At 36.0% G+C, this 15,838-nt stretch carries 18 protein-coding genes and 1 riboswitch; of the genes, 11 read left to right on the forward strand and 7 right to left on the reverse strand.

Annotation, left to right across the window (positions count from 1 at the left end; genetic code table 11):
• Positions 1-20: 20 nt before the first annotated feature.
• Positions 21-1,298, reverse strand: coding sequence for a replication-associated recombination protein A (locus DRF59_RS01890; RefSeq protein WP_115956595.1), 1,278 nt, complete (start codon positions 1,296-1,298; stop codon positions 21-23).
• 101 nt (positions 1,299-1,399) lie between these two features.
• Here DRF59_RS01890 and yidD point away from each other — a divergent pair, with 101 nt between their 5' ends.
• Positions 1,400-1,651, forward strand: a complete 252-nt coding sequence (gene yidD / locus DRF59_RS01895; RefSeq protein WP_115956596.1) for a membrane protein insertion efficiency factor YidD — start codon at positions 1,400-1,402, stop codon at positions 1,649-1,651.
• Positions 1,652-2,092: 441 nt separating this feature from the next.
• Entirely contained in the window at positions 2,093-2,941 is an 849-nt protein-coding gene (gene lgt, locus DRF59_RS21065; RefSeq protein WP_262510598.1) for a prolipoprotein diacylglyceryl transferase, read from the forward strand.
• Between the two features lie 89 nt (positions 2,942-3,030).
• Here lgt and DRF59_RS01905 read toward each other — a convergent pair whose 3' ends face one another.
• A complete protein-coding gene (locus DRF59_RS01905) occupies positions 3,031-4,545 on the reverse strand; it encodes an NAD(P)H-hydrate dehydratase (RefSeq protein WP_115956598.1) in 1,515 nt (504 codons plus the stop codon).
• A gap of 219 nt (positions 4,546-4,764) precedes the next feature.
• Between DRF59_RS01905 and mscL the strand changes: the two genes are divergently transcribed.
• Positions 4,765-5,145, forward strand: coding sequence for a large conductance mechanosensitive channel protein MscL (gene mscL, locus DRF59_RS01910; RefSeq protein WP_115956599.1), 381 nt, complete (start codon positions 4,765-4,767; stop codon positions 5,143-5,145).
• A gap of 67 nt (positions 5,146-5,212) precedes the next feature.
• Here mscL and DRF59_RS01915 read toward each other — a convergent pair whose 3' ends face one another.
• Together DRF59_RS01915 and DRF59_RS01920 are read right to left on the reverse strand one after the other, a co-directional pair.
• Positions 5,213-6,172, reverse strand: coding sequence for a D-2-hydroxyacid dehydrogenase (locus tag DRF59_RS01915; protein ID WP_115956600.1), 960 nt, complete (start codon positions 6,170-6,172; stop codon positions 5,213-5,215).
• A gap of 85 nt (positions 6,173-6,257) precedes the next feature.
• Positions 6,258-6,665, reverse strand: a complete 408-nt coding sequence (locus tag DRF59_RS01920) for an LNS2 domain-containing protein (RefSeq protein ID WP_115956601.1) — start codon at positions 6,663-6,665, stop codon at positions 6,258-6,260.
• A 281-nt stretch (positions 6,666-6,946) separates the two neighbouring features.
• On the opposite strand from DRF59_RS01920, the gene idi reads away from it, so the two are divergent.
• Genes idi through gcvT form a run of 3 tightly spaced genes read left to right on the forward strand, consistent with a single transcriptional unit; the run spans position 6,947 to position 9,015 of the window.
• Complete coding sequence (idi, locus tag DRF59_RS01925) at positions 6,947-7,456, forward strand: isopentenyl-diphosphate Delta-isomerase (RefSeq protein ID WP_115956602.1); 510 nt, start codon at positions 6,947-6,949, stop codon at positions 7,454-7,456.
• Positions 7,457-7,458: 2 nt separating this feature from the next.
• On the forward strand, positions 7,459-7,929 hold the full coding sequence (locus DRF59_RS01930; protein WP_115956603.1) for a hypothetical protein: 471 nt from the start codon (positions 7,459-7,461) through the stop codon (positions 7,927-7,929).
• Between the two features lie 9 nt (positions 7,930-7,938).
• Positions 7,939-9,015: a glycine cleavage system aminomethyltransferase GcvT gene (gene gcvT / locus DRF59_RS01935; protein ID WP_115956604.1), complete on the forward strand. Its 1,077-nt coding sequence runs from the start codon at positions 7,939-7,941 to the stop codon at positions 9,013-9,015.
• Positions 9,016-9,068: 53 nt separating this feature from the next.
• Here gcvT and DRF59_RS01940 read toward each other — a convergent pair whose 3' ends face one another.
• The 3 genes from DRF59_RS01940 to DRF59_RS01950 all read right to left on the reverse strand — a co-directional run bounded on the left by DRF59_RS01940 (position 9,069) and on the right by DRF59_RS01950 (position 10,717).
• The gene (locus DRF59_RS01940; protein WP_115956605.1) at positions 9,069-9,533 is read right to left on the reverse strand and encodes a DoxX family protein; all 465 of its coding nucleotides are present in this window, start codon (positions 9,531-9,533) and stop codon (positions 9,069-9,071) included.
• A 53-nt stretch (positions 9,534-9,586) separates the two neighbouring features.
• Positions 9,587-10,150 (reverse strand): Crp/Fnr family transcriptional regulator, encoded by a 564-nt coding sequence (locus tag DRF59_RS01945; protein WP_115956606.1) that lies wholly within the window; start codon positions 10,148-10,150, stop codon positions 9,587-9,589.
• A gap of 213 nt (positions 10,151-10,363) precedes the next feature.
• The gene (locus tag DRF59_RS01950; protein WP_115956607.1) at positions 10,364-10,717 is read right to left on the reverse strand and encodes an arsenate reductase family protein; all 354 of its coding nucleotides are present in this window, start codon (positions 10,715-10,717) and stop codon (positions 10,364-10,366) included.
• Between the two features lie 117 nt (positions 10,718-10,834).
• Here DRF59_RS01950 and DRF59_RS01955 point away from each other — a divergent pair, with 117 nt between their 5' ends.
• From DRF59_RS01955 to DRF59_RS01975, 5 genes are all read left to right on the forward strand, one after another.
• Positions 10,835-11,302, forward strand: coding sequence for an acyl-CoA thioesterase (locus DRF59_RS01955; protein ID WP_115956608.1), 468 nt, complete (start codon positions 10,835-10,837; stop codon positions 11,300-11,302).
• A gap of 122 nt (positions 11,303-11,424) precedes the next feature.
• Positions 11,425-12,261: a GLPGLI family protein gene (locus tag DRF59_RS01960; RefSeq protein ID WP_115956609.1), complete on the forward strand. Its 837-nt coding sequence runs from the start codon at positions 11,425-11,427 to the stop codon at positions 12,259-12,261.
• A gap of 109 nt (positions 12,262-12,370) precedes the next feature.
• Positions 12,371-12,437: riboswitch (Fluoride riboswitch) on the forward strand.
• A 31-nt stretch (positions 12,438-12,468) separates the two neighbouring features.
• A complete protein-coding gene (locus DRF59_RS01965; protein WP_185144893.1) occupies positions 12,469-13,776 on the forward strand; it encodes a voltage-gated chloride channel family protein in 1,308 nt (435 codons plus the stop codon).
• A gap of 114 nt (positions 13,777-13,890) precedes the next feature.
• The gene (locus DRF59_RS01970; RefSeq protein ID WP_115956610.1) at positions 13,891-14,766 is read left to right on the forward strand and encodes a LysR substrate-binding domain-containing protein; all 876 of its coding nucleotides are present in this window, start codon (positions 13,891-13,893) and stop codon (positions 14,764-14,766) included.
• Between the two features lie 102 nt (positions 14,767-14,868).
• Positions 14,869-15,804 (forward strand): YeiH family protein, encoded by a 936-nt coding sequence (locus DRF59_RS01975; protein WP_115956611.1) that lies wholly within the window; start codon positions 14,869-14,871, stop codon positions 15,802-15,804.
• The last annotated feature ends 34 nt before the right edge of the window (positions 15,805-15,838 follow it).

Raw genomic sequence — 15,838 nt, forward strand, 5'->3', positions numbered from 1 at the left:
CAGCAGTATCTTTTTTTATTTTAATATTTATTATTCCACTTTTTTTTAAGCTCTTCATAAATTTTCTTTTCTGTAGAATTATTACCTGGTTCATACAGCTTCACATCTTTGATTTCTTCCGGTAAAAAATCCTGATCAATAAAGTTCCCTTCATACGAATGAGCATATTTATATTCTTTACCATAATCCAGATCTTTCATCAACTTGGTTGGAGCATTCCTAAGATGAAGCGGAACCGGTAAATTTCCTGTTTTCTTTACTAAAGCCAACGCTTCATTAATAGCCATATAGGTAGAGTTACTCTTAGGAGACACTGCAAGATACACCGCCGTTTCACTCAATATAATTCTTGCTTCGGGATTCCCTATCACATTCACTGCCTGAAAGCAATTATTAGCTATTACCAATGCATTGGGATTGGCCAGCCCGATATCTTCTGCTGCAAGAATAAGCATCCTTCTGGCAATGAATTTAATATCTTCACCACCTGCAATCATTCTTGCCAGCCAATAAACGGCCCCATTAGGATCACTTCCACGCATGGATTTAATAAAAGCAGAAATGATATCATAATGCTGCTCCCCGTTTTTATCATAAAGAGCCATTGTTTCCTGTAGAATCTCAAGCACATTAGCATTAGTAATTTCTTTGACTGCCGAGTTTTTATATTGATTTAAAACCAGCTCAACAGAGTTTATCAGCTTCCTTGCATCTCCACCCGAATACTGAATCAGAGCTTCTTTTTCATTAATTTTAAAATCTGTTCCTTCATCTTTATTATACCTTTCGGAAGCAATATCAATAAGTTCTTCCAGCTTTTCATAGCTCAATGCTTTCAAAATATAAACCTGACTTCTTGAAAGCAGAGCTGACACTACCTCAAAACTTGGATTTTCGGTTGTAGCACCTATCAAAACAATCCATCCTTTTTCTACAGCATGCAATAATGAATCTTGTTGGGATTTATTGAAACGGTGAATCTCATCAATAAATAAAATGGGTGATTTACCTGAAAACAAATTCTGTTTCTTGGCATCTTCAATTACATCACGTACATCCTTTACTCCTGAAGAAACGGCCGATAATTTATAAAACTTTCTGCCCGATTTTTCAGAAATTATTTCTGCCAGGGTTGTTTTTCCTGTTCCCGGAGGCCCCCAAAAAATCAGGGAATTCAGGGTATTATTTTCGATCATTTTCCGGATCGTTCCTTTGTCACCTGTAAGATGTTCCTGCCCCAGAACTTCGTCCAGGTTTTTGGGTCTTAATTTTTCGGCTAATGGAATATTCTGGTTCAAGGTAATTCTATTTTTAAGGTCAATACTTCTGGTTTCAGATCACTGAAACTTCTAACAAAATTAAACTAATTTTAATTTTTTTACCCTATTTTTGCATTGTTTTGAGACCTACATTCAATAAAATCATTACATTTCCATTGGTAATTTTGATAAAATTTTACCAGTGGTTCATCTCGCCGTTACTTCCTAAAAACTGCCGTTATGAACCTACCTGCTCTCATTATATGGTAGAGGCCCTGCAGGTTCATGGGATTTTCAAGGGACTTTGGATGGGATTTAAAAGAATTTTAAGATGTCACCCCTGGGGAGGAAACGGATATGACCCTGTTCCTCCTAAACATAAAAATCACTAACAAACTATTAAATCAATACACATGAGTAATATCTTTTTCCGAATTTACCTCGTAATGTTTGCGTTTGTCGCACAATGCCTTTTTGCACAGGAGTACCCCGGAGGTTTATCTGACGGAACTTTAGAGGTCAACGGAAACAATGTTCCTGTAAAAATTTATTCCACCACAGAAATCGGGGATCTTAATGCATTTCCGGATCGGGGCATCAAGGATAATGTTCTGGTTATTCTTAATGAATCAAATTTTGAACCTGCTTACTACAATTACAGTATAGCCACTTTAGCCCGGTTCAAAGAGTTTAAATATCAGTTTTTCGATAAAGATTTTAAATTAATCGATTCGCCTGCTACCAGAGACAATATTTCACAGTTCAAATATGCTGTAAAATCTGACAAACCTATTGCGTCTTCTGACAAAGTAGAACTTGAAACTCCTTTTAAAATCTGGGATCCTTCCAAAGGGATCAAGTTAGGCCCAGTTACATTACATTTCTATAGCTTAATGTTTGTATTTGCATTTGGTTTCGGATATATTTTAATGACCAGAATTTTCAAAATCGACAATGTAAATCAAAAATACCTTGAGCCTCTTTTCACATGGACATTAATAGGTACAATCCTTGGTGCCAGACTGGGACACGTCATATTTTACCAACCGGAACTTTTTAAAGAAGATTTCTGGAGTGTATTTTTACCGATCAGCACAAAAAATGGTTTAAAATTCACAGGGTTTTCAGGATTGGCCAGCCACGGAGCAACGATTGCATTGATCCTTACAACACTTTATTATTCATTCAGGATCATTAAAAAAAATCCATTCTGGGTGTATGACAGATTGGGTATTGTTGTTGCTTTAGGGGGAGCTTTTGTAAGAATGGGAAATTTTTTCAATTCTGAAATTGTAGGGAAACCTGCAGACTCCAACTCTCCGTTTGCTTTACTTTTCCCGCAGCAAAGCAGCGAATATGGTCTTACTGTTCCGCGTTACCCAAGTCAGCTTTTTGAAGCTGTAGGATATGTTGCATTATTCATTCTGCTTTGGATTCTATATAGAAAAACAAATAAAAAATACCAGCAAGGATGGTTATTTGGTTTATTTTTCATTATTCTCTGGGCAATCAGGTTCTTTGTTGAATTCCTGAAAGAGCCTCAGGGGGATGAGTTTATTCAAATCGGCAGCTTAAATACCGGACAGGTATTGTCTATTCCATTTATGATTGCAGGGGTTATCATTATGATCATCTCTAAAAAATTCAAAATTACCGAAGCTGAAAATGGTAAACCTGAATAGAAACAGATGAAAATACTGACAAAAAAAGAGGTGATCTCGTTTTGAGATCACCTCTTTTTTGTTACATCAAGCTTAGAGTATTATTTATACTAGAAACTTTTCACTTCTTTATTTAATTCTTTAAAAACATTACCCAGCTCATCAATCACATCTGTAGGAAGCATAGATTCTTTTGAATGCTTCCGGGCGGCAAAATCAGCAGCTTTTCCATGAAGCCACACTCCTAAAAGACATGTTTCCTCTTCTGTATATCGCTGTGCCAGCAATGAGGCCAGTATTCCGGTCAGGATATCTCCACTCCCTCCTTTGGCAAGACCGGCATTTCCATTTACATTATAGAATACGTTTCCCTCTGGGGTAACAATTTGGCTGTGATGATCTTTCAGAACAATATAAATATGAAAAAGCTTTGCTTTTTCTTTTGCCAGCTCTAATCTTTCAAATGAGTTTCCGGTACGTCCAAATAACCGTTCAAATTCTTTGGGATGCGGAGTAATGATTGATTTTTCCGGAATCCTTTCAATATTTTTTTTATTTTTTGAAATGATATTGAGAGCATCAGCATCCAGGACTACCGGACCGGAATAACTTTTCAGAAATTCCAGCAATTTTTTTTCTGTATCGGGATGGGTCCCCAGACCAGGACCAATTCCACAAATCAGGTCTTTATCTATTCCGAAATTGTTTACATACTCCGTTCCTCCTTTAATAAACATCGCTTCCGGACAAGTGGTCTGTATTATTTCATAACCACATGCAGGAGCCAATGTAAAAGTAAGCCCGGCTCCGGTCTTTAGTGCTGATCTGGTGGCAAGAACAATAGCTCCGATCTTTCCATAGCTGCCACCTATCATACCAACTTTCCCATAATCTCCTTTATGAGAAAATTCCTGTCTGGGCCTGAAAATACCTTCAACAACCTCATCATCAATCACAAAATACCGGGTAGGAGTTTCTTCAAGATATCCATGATGCAAGCTGATATCAAGAACTTCCACCTTCCCGGTATATTTACCGGCTTCGGAATGTAAAAAACTTCTTTTCCAGCACTGAAAACTCAAAGTATAATCTGCTTTCAGAATAACAGCATCACTTTCCGGAAGCCTATCTGCAAACATACCGGAAGGAATATCTATCGAAATTTTTATATTTTTTGTGGCATTTATCTGTTCAACAAGCAACCTGTATTCACCTTCCAGAGGTTTTGACAAGCCGGTACCGAAAAGAGCATCGAGGATAACAGTTTTATCATCAAAGTTATATTCAGCGATATCATTAAATCTTCTGACAGAGATTCCTGAAATATCACGCAGTCTTTTCAAATTTACTGCTGCATCGGCTGAAAACTTGCCTTTTGGATCTGATATAAAAACGTCAACATCAAAACCTTTCAGATACAGAATTCTTGCAATGGCAAGACCATCACCTCCATTATTACCATTCCCGCAAACTACAACCAGTCTTTTATAATTTTTACAGTTTTCAGAAATCCAGCCGGCCACTGCCGAAGCCGCTCTTTCCATCAACTGAATAGAAGAAACCGGTTCATGGGAAATTGTAAACCGGTCCCAGTTCTTTATTTGTTCCGCAGTGAAAATTTTCATAGATCGATTAACTTTTTAAGGCAAATTACAAAAGATTTCCCATTCATAAAGTACTCTTTTATAAATAAACATGATGTCAGTCAGATAGAAAGAAAGTACTTTTTACCTAAAAATGTAAAGTGAAAAATTAATTCTTAGTGGAATAAAAACAATTAAAAGTAGTGTTTTTTACATTTTTTAATTATATTTTTGTGTAAATACTTTAAAAAAATATAAATTATGGGATTTGTTAAAGAATTTAAAGAGTTTGCCTTCAAAGGTAACGTTCTTGATCTGGCTGTTGGTGTAATCATTGGCGCAGCTTTTGGTAAAATTGTTTCCTCATTGGTTGAAGATGTCATTACTCCTCTGATTTTAAACCCGGCATTGAAAGCAGCCGGAGCAGAAAATATCGCAAAACTTACCTGGAATGGTGTTGCCTATGGGAACTTTCTTTCAGCTGTCATCAGCTTCCTGTGTATTGCTATGGTTTTATTCTGGATCATTAAAGGAGCCAACAGAATTAACAAAAAAGAAGATCCGGCTCCTGCAGGTCCTACAGAAGATCAGAAATTATTAGCTGAAATCCGAGATCTGTTGAAAAACAAAAATAATTTGTAACAAAATAATCATTTTAAATAAAAAAAGCACCTTCAGCAGGTGCTTTTTGTTGTTATTTTCATTTTGGTTACTGAATCTGTAAAATGCTTGAAATCTGTTCAGCCAAAGAAAGCCCGATACGATCCTGCGCTTCCAAGGTTGAAGCTCCTGTATGAGGAGTAAGGGATATTTTAGAATGGTTAAGGATTTCTCTGGAAGGAGTCGGTTCGTTAATGAAAACATCCAAACCTGCGAACTTCACTTTTCCTGAGTCCAAAGCATCTATTAAAGCTGCTTCATCAATAACTCCACCTCTGGAGCAGTTAACGATTGCAACCCCATCCTTCATTATATCAAACTCATTCTTACCAATCATATATCCGTCTTTTTGAGCCGGTACGTGAAGAGTAATGAAATCCGAATGTTTTAAAACATCCTGTAATGGTTCGGTTTCAATATCAACATTGATAAATTGATTGTTATAAAATTTAACTTTAATACTGGCTCTCCCCACATTATTATCGGCAGCTATTACTCTCATACCGAGACCAAGTGCTATTCTTGCAACTTCCTGACCTATTCTTCCCATACCAATGATCCCGATTGTTTTTCCTCTCAATTCGATACCTGCTGCATAGGCTTTTTTAAGATTTGCAAATTCTGTATCTCCTTTTAAAGGCATTTTTCTATTGGAATCCTGAAGAAATCTTGCGCCTGAAAATAAATGGGCAAAAACAAGCTCAGCAACTGATTCTGAGGAAGCCGAAGGTGTATTGATTACATGTATTCCTTTTTCCCTTGCATAATCTACATCAATATTATCCATACCAACTCCTCCTCTTCCAATAATTTCAAGGGACGGGCAATGATCAATAATATCTTTCCTTACCTGTGTGGCACTCCTCACCAGCAAGGTCCGGATTTTATGTTCATTAATGTAATCCACCAAAAATTCCTGCGGAACTTTTGTTGTAATAACTTCAAAGCCTTTTTCTGTTAATGCATCAATTCCGGATTGATCCAGGCCGTCGTTTGCTAAAACTTTCATAAATACAACTATATTAAAAAATGAAAGATTTAAAAATTAAGGGAGTTAACATTCCGTTTAATCTTTAAATCTTTAGATTATATCTTTATTCTTCGTCTTTGAATACTTCAATCGTTACCTGCTTCTCTACCAGATCAGTGAATTTACCTTTATATCTGGTAGCTCTTACCAAGTGGTTATCTATCCAGTGATAGTTTCCTCCCCTTGGCTTTCCGCAGAGTACACTATGGTACTTGAAGCCATGCTTATCCAGCCAGTCGATTGTAATTTGTTTCAGGTTTTCGGTCCTTGAAGTAAAAAAACAAATCTGATGTCCTTCATCATACCATTTATTAATGGTTTCCAATGCATCAGGATATGGCTCACAGGTAACCATTCTTTCAGGCTCTTCATTAGGAACGTCCTCTGTAATGGTTCCGTCTATATCAATTAAGTAATTTTTTACTCCATCCTTAAGAACAGGACTTATGTGTTCAATGTATTCTAATTCCATCAGTAATCATTAAGCAGCAAAGTTAGCGTTTTTACAACTATCAGACCTATTAATCTTCATTTATATTAAAATTTTACTACAAAAACATGTATTTAATGAATAACATAAATAATTCGTTTGCTTTTTTGTGGTTAAAGGTTAAAAAAATTCGTTTTTAACTTATTGATGCCTAACGATTTTATCACAGCATCTAAACCATGTTTCCTGCTAATTTTGCGGTAAATACATGATGTTTATCTAAAAATTTCCAAAATACATTTATTACACTTACATTTGTAGAAATGGAAGAATTAGTAGTTTTAGTAAATCCTGAAGATGAAGTTTTAGGTCTGATGGAAAAACAGCAGGCACACATCAATGGTTTGCTGCATCGTGCTTTTTCTGTATTTCTGTTCAATAATAAGGGAGAAATGCTTCTTCAGAAAAGAGCTTCAGGAAAATATCATTCTCCAAACCAGTGGACCAATGCCGTATGTTCTCACCCCAGAGAAGGGGAAACCTACATGGAGGGCGCAAAACGCAGATTGAAAGAAGAACTTGGTATAGAAGCTGAACTTTCAGAAAAATTCAGCTTTATTTATAAGGCAGATGTTGGCGGAGGGCTTTGGGAACACGAGCTTGATCATGTATTCATCGGATTCCATGAATCGGATTTCAACTTAAATCCGGAAGAAGTGGAAGAAGTAAGATTCATATCTCCTGAGAATCTTGACAAAGAAATAGCTGAATCTCCTGAAAATTTTACAAAATGGTTCAAAATCATTCTTGAGGAATATAAACATCATTTTTAAAGATGAAAAAAGTAGTGCTTGTTCTGGCAATTTTTTCCGGGATCTTCTTTTTTGCCCAGAAAGCCAAAGCTTATGACAGTCCGAACTATTCAATTAACATTCCGGAAAACTGGAGATCTACTAATGATAGTGAGATTATCAATATTTTTCCAACCAATGAGATCGGCGCCATTACGATTTCAGAATACCATGATCTGAATCTTCCAAAAGGAGAAATGAAAAAATTCATCCTGGCCCTTTACAAGTCGGATGATCCTGAGAACAAGGTCAAAGAAAATAAAGGTAAAAAAGGATATACCGAATATTTTTACGAATATTTTGATGAAAAAGAAAAGCTGTTCTGGATTACCAGAGCTTTTCAGAAGGAAAAAGATCTGTATCTGGTTACCATCAATTGTGGTCAGAAGTTCTGGAATGGAAACTATATGACCCTTTTTAAAGAGACTTTCAACAGTTTTAAAATAAAGAAATAAAAATTAAATATGAAGAAAACAGCCTTGTACGACAAACATGTTTCTTTAGGAGCGAAAATCGTACCTTTTGCAGGTTTTGAAATGCCTGTACAATATTCAGGAGTAACTGAAGAGCATTTTGCAGTAAGAGAAAAAGCAGGATTGTTCGATGTTTCCCACATGGGACAATTTTTTATCGAAGGTCCCGGTTCAAAAGATCTTCTACAATTCGTAACTACCAATAATGTAGACACCCTTGAAAACGGAAAAGCACAATACTCATGCCTTCCGAATGAAAATGGAGGGATTGTGGATGACCTTATTGTTTACAAAATGGATGATGATAAGTATTTTGTAGTTGTAAATGCTTCAAATATTGAAAAAGACTGGAACCATATTTCAAAATATAACAGTTTCGGGGCTAAAATGACTAATGCTTCTGATGAAATGTCGTTATTGGCAGTTCAGGGGCCTAAAGCAACAGAAATTCTTCAGAAACTTACTGATGTTAATCTTTCTGAAATTCCATACTATCATTTTACAGTAGGAAGCGTTGCCGGAGTGGATGATGTGATCATTTCCAATACAGGATACACAGGAAGCGGAGGTTTTGAGATTTATTTCAGAAACGAGAGTGCGGAAAAACTGTGGGATGAAGTAATGAAAGCTGGTGAAGCCGAAGGAATCATTCCTTGCGGGCTGGCTGCCAGAGATACTTTAAGGCTGGAAAAGGGATTCTGCCTGTACGGAAATGATATTGATGATACTACTTCTCCAATCGAAGCCGGTTTAGGATGGATTACAAAGTTTGATAAAGATTTTGTTTCCAAAGAAGTCTTCGCAAAACAAAAAGAAGAAGGTGTCAACAGAAAACTGGTAGGTTTTGAACTTCAGGATAAAGGAGTTCCAAGACATGATTACCCGGTTGTAGATGCTGAGGGTAATGTAATTGGAAAAGTAACTTCAGGAACACAGTCTCCGATGAAAAAAATCGGTCTGGGACTTGCCTATGTAGACAAGCCTCATTTTAAATTAGGTTCTGAAATTTTTATTCAGGTCAGAAACAAAAATATTCCTGCAAAAGTAGTTAAAGCTCCTTTTGTATAATGATTCAAAAATATCTGAAAACGGATGTCTTACTCAGGCATCCGTTTTTTCATTTATTTCAATCTGTCTGGAAGCCGGATGCATGAAAAATAAATCCAGCCAATAAAAAATAGCTGCAGAGGAATTCTGTACCATAAATACCAGGGACCATTTCCCGTAAAATCAGCAGTTTTCATATTGATATGTTCAACAGCAGCATGAATATTGGCAGGAAGTATCAGAATAAAAAACAAAATCAGTAACCATCCGGCAGTTTTTTGCCATCCCGGTATCAGTAAAACAATTGCTCCTGTGATTTCCAGAATCCCTGTAATATAAACAATCTCTTTTCTAACGGGTATAAATTTAGGGATCATCAGGGTCATTCCCTGAGCATATACAAAGTGGGCAATTCCGGCGGCTACAAGCATCACCGCCATAGCAATCCGTGCTGAAAGAGCATACTCGTACTTTTTACGTAACAGCTTAAAAGTGACCATAGAGATGATCAGGACAATGGGTAAAATAGCTTCAGGCATTTCTTTTTTTTACAAAATTCTGCCATTAACTTTTACAAAACAATGAACCCGGGTTAAGAAATTCTGCGTCTTATCCTGCTGAGAGCTTGTGGGGTAATGCCAATATAGGAAGCTATATATTTCAAAGGAATATTTTTTAAAAGATCCGGCTGTTCTGAAAATAAGGCAAGGTATCGTTCTTCAGCCGTTTGGGTCAGCAAAGATAGTTCTCTTCTGAAATTACTAAGATAAAGTTTTTCGCTGGCTAATCTTCCGATCCTGTCTCCTATTTCCGTTTCATCATAAATTATGTTAAGATCCTGATGCGAAATGCGCCAAAGTACAGTATCTTCAAGAGCCTGAATCTGATAATTGCATGGGTTTCTGGTAAGAAAAGAATCGTAGGCACTCACAAACTCACCGGCAAAAGAAAATGAAAATGTAAAATCTTCTTCTCCGGGGATATAAAACCTTACACTTCCCTTTTCAATAAAGGAAAGATAATTTTCTTTTTGCCCGGTGTTAATAAGATATTGTTTCTTTGAAAACTTCTGCTGTTCGAGTTTCGAAGAAAACCTTTCCCAATCCCGATCAGACATAACTACAGATTTTTCAAAATAATTCCGGATCTCTTCCATAAAGAATTTATATAATTGAAAGATAACAAAAAAGAGACTGTCTCCCAGTCTCTTCAAGGGTTTAAGAAAGCAAGTCCTCCATTAATTTTTTTCAATGTTGTTCTGTTCAGATTTTTCGTTTTTAAAAAGTTTGTTTTCATATTATTCTTTTTTTGGTTAAAACAAAGATAAAGAGAAAAATAAATTTTTAAAAACCAATCTATTATAAATCAGCTAATTAATTCCAAAAAATTGTTTAAGTTCTTCTACATTCTTTTTATCATTTCCTACAAATATTTCCTTATCCGTAAGAAAAACAGGTCTCTTTAAGAAAGTATAATGATCCAGCAACAAGGCCTTGAAATCTTTTTCTGTCAGGGATTTTACATCCAGCCCTCTTAATTTGATCTGGGTAGATTTCTTACTGAATAATGCCTCATAAGACTTTGTTTTTTTATACATCTCTGACAACTCCTCTTTGGTAACAGGCTCTTTTTTTATTTCTCTGAGCTCCCAACCGGTAAGATCAAATTGTGCTAAGATTTTTCTGCAGGTATCACATGTGTTAAGATAAAAGACTTTCTTCATTATTATTTTTTAATCTGTTATTATTAAAATTTTTTTCCATTTCAATTTCGTTTCAAAAGTAGGATTTAATCTAAAACTTTGGAAATTATTAAATAACTTTATTCAAATTTTATAAAGATGCAGAACAAACCTATTACCTTTCAGTTTATTTCAGAACCTTCAGATGTTAATTATGGAGGAAATGTACATGGCGGAAGTGTTATGAAATGGATTGACCAGGCCGGCTATGCATGTGCTACTACCTGGAGTGGAAACTATTCTGTAACAGTGTACGTCGGTGGCATTCGTTTTTACGATCCTATAAAAATAGGAGAAGTGGTAAAAGTAGACGCACAGGTTATCTATACGGGAACTTCAAGTATGCACATTGCAATCAATGTCTTTTCAAGAAACCTGAAACAGCCAAACTTTGATAAAAAAACACACTGCATTATTGTTTTTGTAGCTGTAGACGAAAACGGAAAAAAATTACCGGTTCCAAAATGGACTCCTACCACAGAAGAAGAAAAACAACTTGAACAGTATGCCAAACGCCTGATGGAACTGAGAACACAGATTGAAGATGAAATGAAACCTTTTTTATAATATAGGATTTTAAAATTGAAAGCTTAAAAGGTGAGATCAATCTTTGTAATCAAAACCGTTTTGTATTGATAAAATGAAGTATTGTCAACAGGAAATCAAGATTATAACACCATCCATAAATCATGAAAATTATTCTGACCATTTCTGCGTTACTGATGATCCATCTGATTCAGGCGCAAACGCACCGCTTTATTTATGCTCTACAGTATAAAATGGATTCTACAGAGAACCATTATGAGAAACAAAACATGATTCTGGATATTACCCCAACAGAAGTAAAATTCTATGGACAGGATCTGGCGGTCACCGATTCTTTAAACCAAAAGTTCGGAATGAATTCCAGTTATACAGATATGTCCGGACAAGTGGTAAAGAGAAAGATCAATTCTTCTGAAAATGAAAATTTTATTAATATCAAAAACGGATATTATTCAATTAAAACAACAGATAAAATAAACTGGACCATTTCTGATGAAACAAAAAAAATTGAGAATTATACTGTACAAAAAGCCTCTGCCAAATTTGGCGGCCGGAGCTGGACTGCATGGTTCTCAAAAGAAATTCCTTTTAATGAAGGGCCTTTTAAGTTCCGTGGCCTTCCAGGACTGATTTTTGAATTGTCTGATGCTAAAAACAATTTTATTTACCATCTCATAAAAAGCAGGGAACTGCCTGAAGTTTACTCTACTGAAAATTTTGTTGAATCCAGCTTTGGAAATAAAGCAATTCCCATTAATGAAAAACAAAAGTATAAACTAATCATGGAGTTCTATAATGACCCGTTTGCCTTTGAAAGAAATAATTTCAGTAAAGCAAATACTAATTTAAGGATCAATATCAACGGAAAAGAAATCCAGAATGTAGAGGAATTGAATACACAGACTAAAAGCATGCAGGAAGTGATCAGAAAATACAATAATCCTGTGGAAATTGACAAGGCTATTCGCTATCCAAAGTAGCACATAATAATGGGAATTAACCTATAATTGTAAATAATATCTCTGTAGATGAAGCAGAACTCAACCTTGTCAATTTTTTTGAAAAACAAATTCTTATTTTTATATTTGCAATATCAAAGGAAATGGTGTTCTTCCTTACCCAACCGCTTTAAAAAGCTGATGACGCCTGATTAACAGATTATTAACCAATAACTAATCAGGATTATCATGTCAAAAAGCCAACGGACTCTTAGTAAAAAAGCAACTTTTCACATCCATTTTTTCTTCAGAAGATTTCCGGCTCTGCCCTATATTTTTAAATGGCTTTTTATCAGCATTATTATTGGGCTACTGGCAGGAACAGCTTCAGCAGGCTTTCTGGTATCCCTGGAATGGGTCACTCAATTCAGGGAAAGTCATATCTGGATGATCACATTGCTTCCCGTTGCAGGTTTCCTTATCGGGCTTTTATATCATTATTGGGGAAAAGATGTTGAAGCAGGTAATAATCTTTTGATTGATAACATCCATAATCCTAACGAAATCATTCCTTTGAAAATGGCTCCTTTTGTTTATCTGGGTACCGTTGCTACCCATCTTTTTGGAGGATCAGCAGGACGTGAGGGAACAGCTCTTCAGATGGCAGGGGCAATTGCAGATCAACTAACCAGGCCTTTTAAACTTACCCGGAATGATAGAAAGGTACTGATCATAGCCGCTATTGCTGCAGGCTTTGGTTCTGTTTTCGGTACTCCCCTGGCAGGCGCTGTTTTTGGATTAGAAGTATTTCTTATCGGAAGAATCCGATATAATGCTATTTTTCCGGCTTTTGCTTCAGCGATATTTGCGGATTTGACCACTAACATCTGGAATGTGAAGCATACGCATTATCATATTGATTTTATTCCCAAATTAGACTTTTTACCCATTTTATACAGTATTTCAGCAGGAATTATTTTTGGAATATGCGCAGCCACATTCAGCAGAATTATTCATTGGGCTGGTTCTGTCTTTAAATCCAGAATCAAATATCCGCCTTTCCGCCCTGTTGCCGGAGGAATTATTATTGCCATTGCTGTTCTTATCTTGGACACGACCCGTTATATCGGTTTGGGAATTCCTGTTATTGCAGAATCTTTTGAAAGCCAACTTCCGTTTTATGATTTTGCATTAAAAATGATTTTTACAATCATTACACTTTCTGCAGGATTTAAAGGAGGGGAAGTAACTCCTTTATTCTTTATCGGAGCTACACTGGGAAGTGCCTTATCCCTGTTTATTCCTCTTCCTTTCGGATTACTGGCAGGGATGGGATTTGTTGCGGTCTTCGCCGGAGCAACCAATACTCCTTTAGCCTGCATATTGATGGGGATCGAATTGTTCGGAGCCGAATGTGGTGTATATGTCGCCATTGCCTGTGTTATTTCTTATCTTCTTTCCGGTCATAACAGTATTTACAGCAAACAAAGAATTGGGGAACCCAAAAACAGCAGATTTCAGAATCAGCAGGATCATTCTGTTTCTGATTTTTTATAGCATGCTGAAATCAAATCCTTCAGTCAGATATCAGAAGTACAAACCTGATCTTATTTGAACAAACAATCACCTTTCTATCACACAAACTATAACTATAATTTGTATTTTTGTCCCATGTTCGATTACAGGTTAAAAGTTTTTCATACAGTGGCTTCCCGATTAAGTTTCACCAAAGCTTCGGAAGAACTCCATATTTCTCAGCCGGCCGTCACAAAACATATAAAAGAAATTGAAAGTCAACTAAGTACAAAATTATTTGATCGTAAAGGGACTTCTATTCAGTTAACTCAAAGCGGAAAAATTTTATATGAATATGCTGAAAAAATCAGAAACCTGTACCGTGACCTGGAATTTGAGATCAGCCAGATCAATCATCAGCATAAAGGAAAATTAATCATCGGTGCCAGTACTACGATTGCTCAATATATTCTTCCTGAAATGCTGGCTAAATTCAACAACTACTATAAGGATATTAAAATTGAGCTTCTTACCGGAAATACAGAAAGTATTTCTGCACTTTTAAAAGAAGAAAAAATAGATCTTGGTATCATTGAAGGAGAATCTCAGTCTTCTTATTTTGAATATAAACCTTTTAAGCCTGATGAAATTGTTCTTGCCGCCCGGGCAGACCATCCACTTGCCCATAAGAGCATATACATCAAAGACCTTTACCATCTGAGTCTTATATTTCGTGAACAGGGTTCCGGAACCCTGGAGTTTATTCAGAACCGGTTAAAAGAAAAGGGAATCAATATTAACGAGCTGAATACTGTTATACAACTGGGAAGTAGTGAGAGTATTAAAAACTATCTCATCCATTCAGATTGCATGGCTTTTCTTTCCATCAGTACTATTCTGGCCGAGCTGAAGAATAATAGTCTTACCATTATAGATCTTAAAAACTTCAGTATTGAAAGAAACTTTCATTTTATTCTTCCTAAAGGTGGACAGTCTGAATTAATAAAGCTTTTTCTGAGATTTGCAGAATAGGTTTTACCTTATTATAACTTATAGTTATTTAAGATAACAAAATACGATTTACTTTGTAATACTATATTGTCGAATTTTGAACCAGTTTTTAAAGTTCACATTATGAAAGATTTCATTCAGTATGAAACAATACGCAAAGTAATTTTTATTGCATTAGCCCTTCTGTGCTTCACTCCATTAATATCCTCCCCCATTGCCCTGGCATTAGGTTTTGCCCTGGTTGTTTTTATTGGGAATCCATTTGAAAAGCATTTACATCAATATATTCATCTTTTACTGCAAATTTCAATTGTTGGGTTAGGATTTGGACTAAAACTGGATGAAGCCTTACATGCCGGAAAAACCGGCTTGATACTTACTGTTGTCAGTATTGTATCGGTTATGACTCTTGGATATTTCCTGGGTAGAATATTTAGGCTTGACAAGCCGCTTTCTTATCTCCTTTCTGCAGGAACAGCAATCTGTGGGGGAAGTGCCATTGCTGCTGTTTCTCCTATTATCAGACCGAGTACGAAACAAATTTCGCTGGCTCTGGCTATTGTTTTTACGCTCAACTCTATTGCCTTGTTTGCTTATCCTGCAATAGGTCATCTGCTGAATCTCTCGCAGGAGCAGTTTGGTTTATGGTGTGCTGTGGGAATTCATGATACAAGCTCCGTAGTTGGAGCCGCTAGTAAATATGGAGATGAAGCTTTAAAAATTGCCACTACTGTAAAGCTTGCACGGGCACTCTGGATCATTCCGGTTTCCCTGATTACCATGTTTATTTTTAAAAATAAGACGTCAAAAATAAAAATTCCATGGTTTATAGGATATTTCATCCTTGCCATTCTTTTAAATACATATTTTCCTGTTCTTAATACTTTCAGTAATTCAATAACGGCTTTAGCAAAATCTGGATTAAATCTGACCTTATTTTTTATTGGATCTACTCTTTCTGTACAGACCTTGAAAACAATAGGTTTTAAACCTTTAATTACTGCTGTACTCTTATGGATTACAATCAGTGCAGGAAGCCTTCTTTATATCATTCGTTAAAAAATAGCAGAACCCTTTCGGAAAAAACCAAAAG

The sequence above is a fragment of the Chryseobacterium flavum genome, assembly GCF_003385595.1.
GTDB lineage: Bacteria > Bacteroidota > Bacteroidia > Flavobacteriales > Weeksellaceae > Chryseobacterium > Chryseobacterium flavum.

What these genes read in the sequence shown, in the direction of transcription:
- DRF59_RS01905 (WP_115956598.1), bottom strand. Translation starts at nt 4,545, where the DNA reads ATGAAAATTTTCACTGCGGAACAAATAAAGAACTGGGACCGGTTTACA.
- mscL (WP_115956599.1), top strand. Translation starts at nt 4,765, where the DNA reads ATGGGATTTGTTAAAGAATTTAAAGAGTTTGCCTTCAAAGGTAACGTT.
- DRF59_RS01915 (WP_115956600.1), bottom strand. Translation starts at nt 6,172, where the DNA reads ATGAAAGTTTTAGCAAACGACGGCCTGGATCAATCCGGAATTGATGCA.
- DRF59_RS01920 (WP_115956601.1), bottom strand. Translation starts at nt 6,665, where the DNA reads ATGGAATTAGAATACATTGAACACATAAGTCCTGTTCTTAAGGATGGA.
- idi (WP_115956602.1), top strand. Translation starts at nt 6,947, where the DNA reads ATGGAAGAATTAGTAGTTTTAGTAAATCCTGAAGATGAAGTTTTAGGT.
- DRF59_RS01930 (WP_115956603.1), top strand. Translation starts at nt 7,459, where the DNA reads ATGAAAAAAGTAGTGCTTGTTCTGGCAATTTTTTCCGGGATCTTCTTT.
- gcvT (WP_115956604.1), top strand. Translation starts at nt 7,939, where the DNA reads ATGAAGAAAACAGCCTTGTACGACAAACATGTTTCTTTAGGAGCGAAA.
- DRF59_RS01940 (WP_115956605.1), bottom strand. Translation starts at nt 9,533, where the DNA reads ATGCCTGAAGCTATTTTACCCATTGTCCTGATCATCTCTATGGTCACT.
- DRF59_RS01945 (WP_115956606.1), bottom strand. Translation starts at nt 10,150, where the DNA reads ATGGAAGAGATCCGGAATTATTTTGAAAAATCTGTAGTTATGTCTGAT.
- DRF59_RS01950 (WP_115956607.1), bottom strand. Translation starts at nt 10,717, where the DNA reads ATGAAGAAAGTCTTTTATCTTAACACATGTGATACCTGCAGAAAAATC.
- DRF59_RS01955 (WP_115956608.1), top strand. Translation starts at nt 10,835, where the DNA reads ATGCAGAACAAACCTATTACCTTTCAGTTTATTTCAGAACCTTCAGAT.
- DRF59_RS01960 (WP_115956609.1), top strand. Translation starts at nt 11,425, where the DNA reads ATGAAAATTATTCTGACCATTTCTGCGTTACTGATGATCCATCTGATT.
- DRF59_RS01965 (WP_185144893.1), top strand. Translation starts at nt 12,469, where the DNA reads ATGTCAAAAAGCCAACGGACTCTTAGTAAAAAAGCAACTTTTCACATC.
- DRF59_RS01970 (WP_115956610.1), top strand. Translation starts at nt 13,891, where the DNA reads ATGTTCGATTACAGGTTAAAAGTTTTTCATACAGTGGCTTCCCGATTA.
- DRF59_RS01975 (WP_115956611.1), top strand. Translation starts at nt 14,869, where the DNA reads ATGAAAGATTTCATTCAGTATGAAACAATACGCAAAGTAATTTTTATT.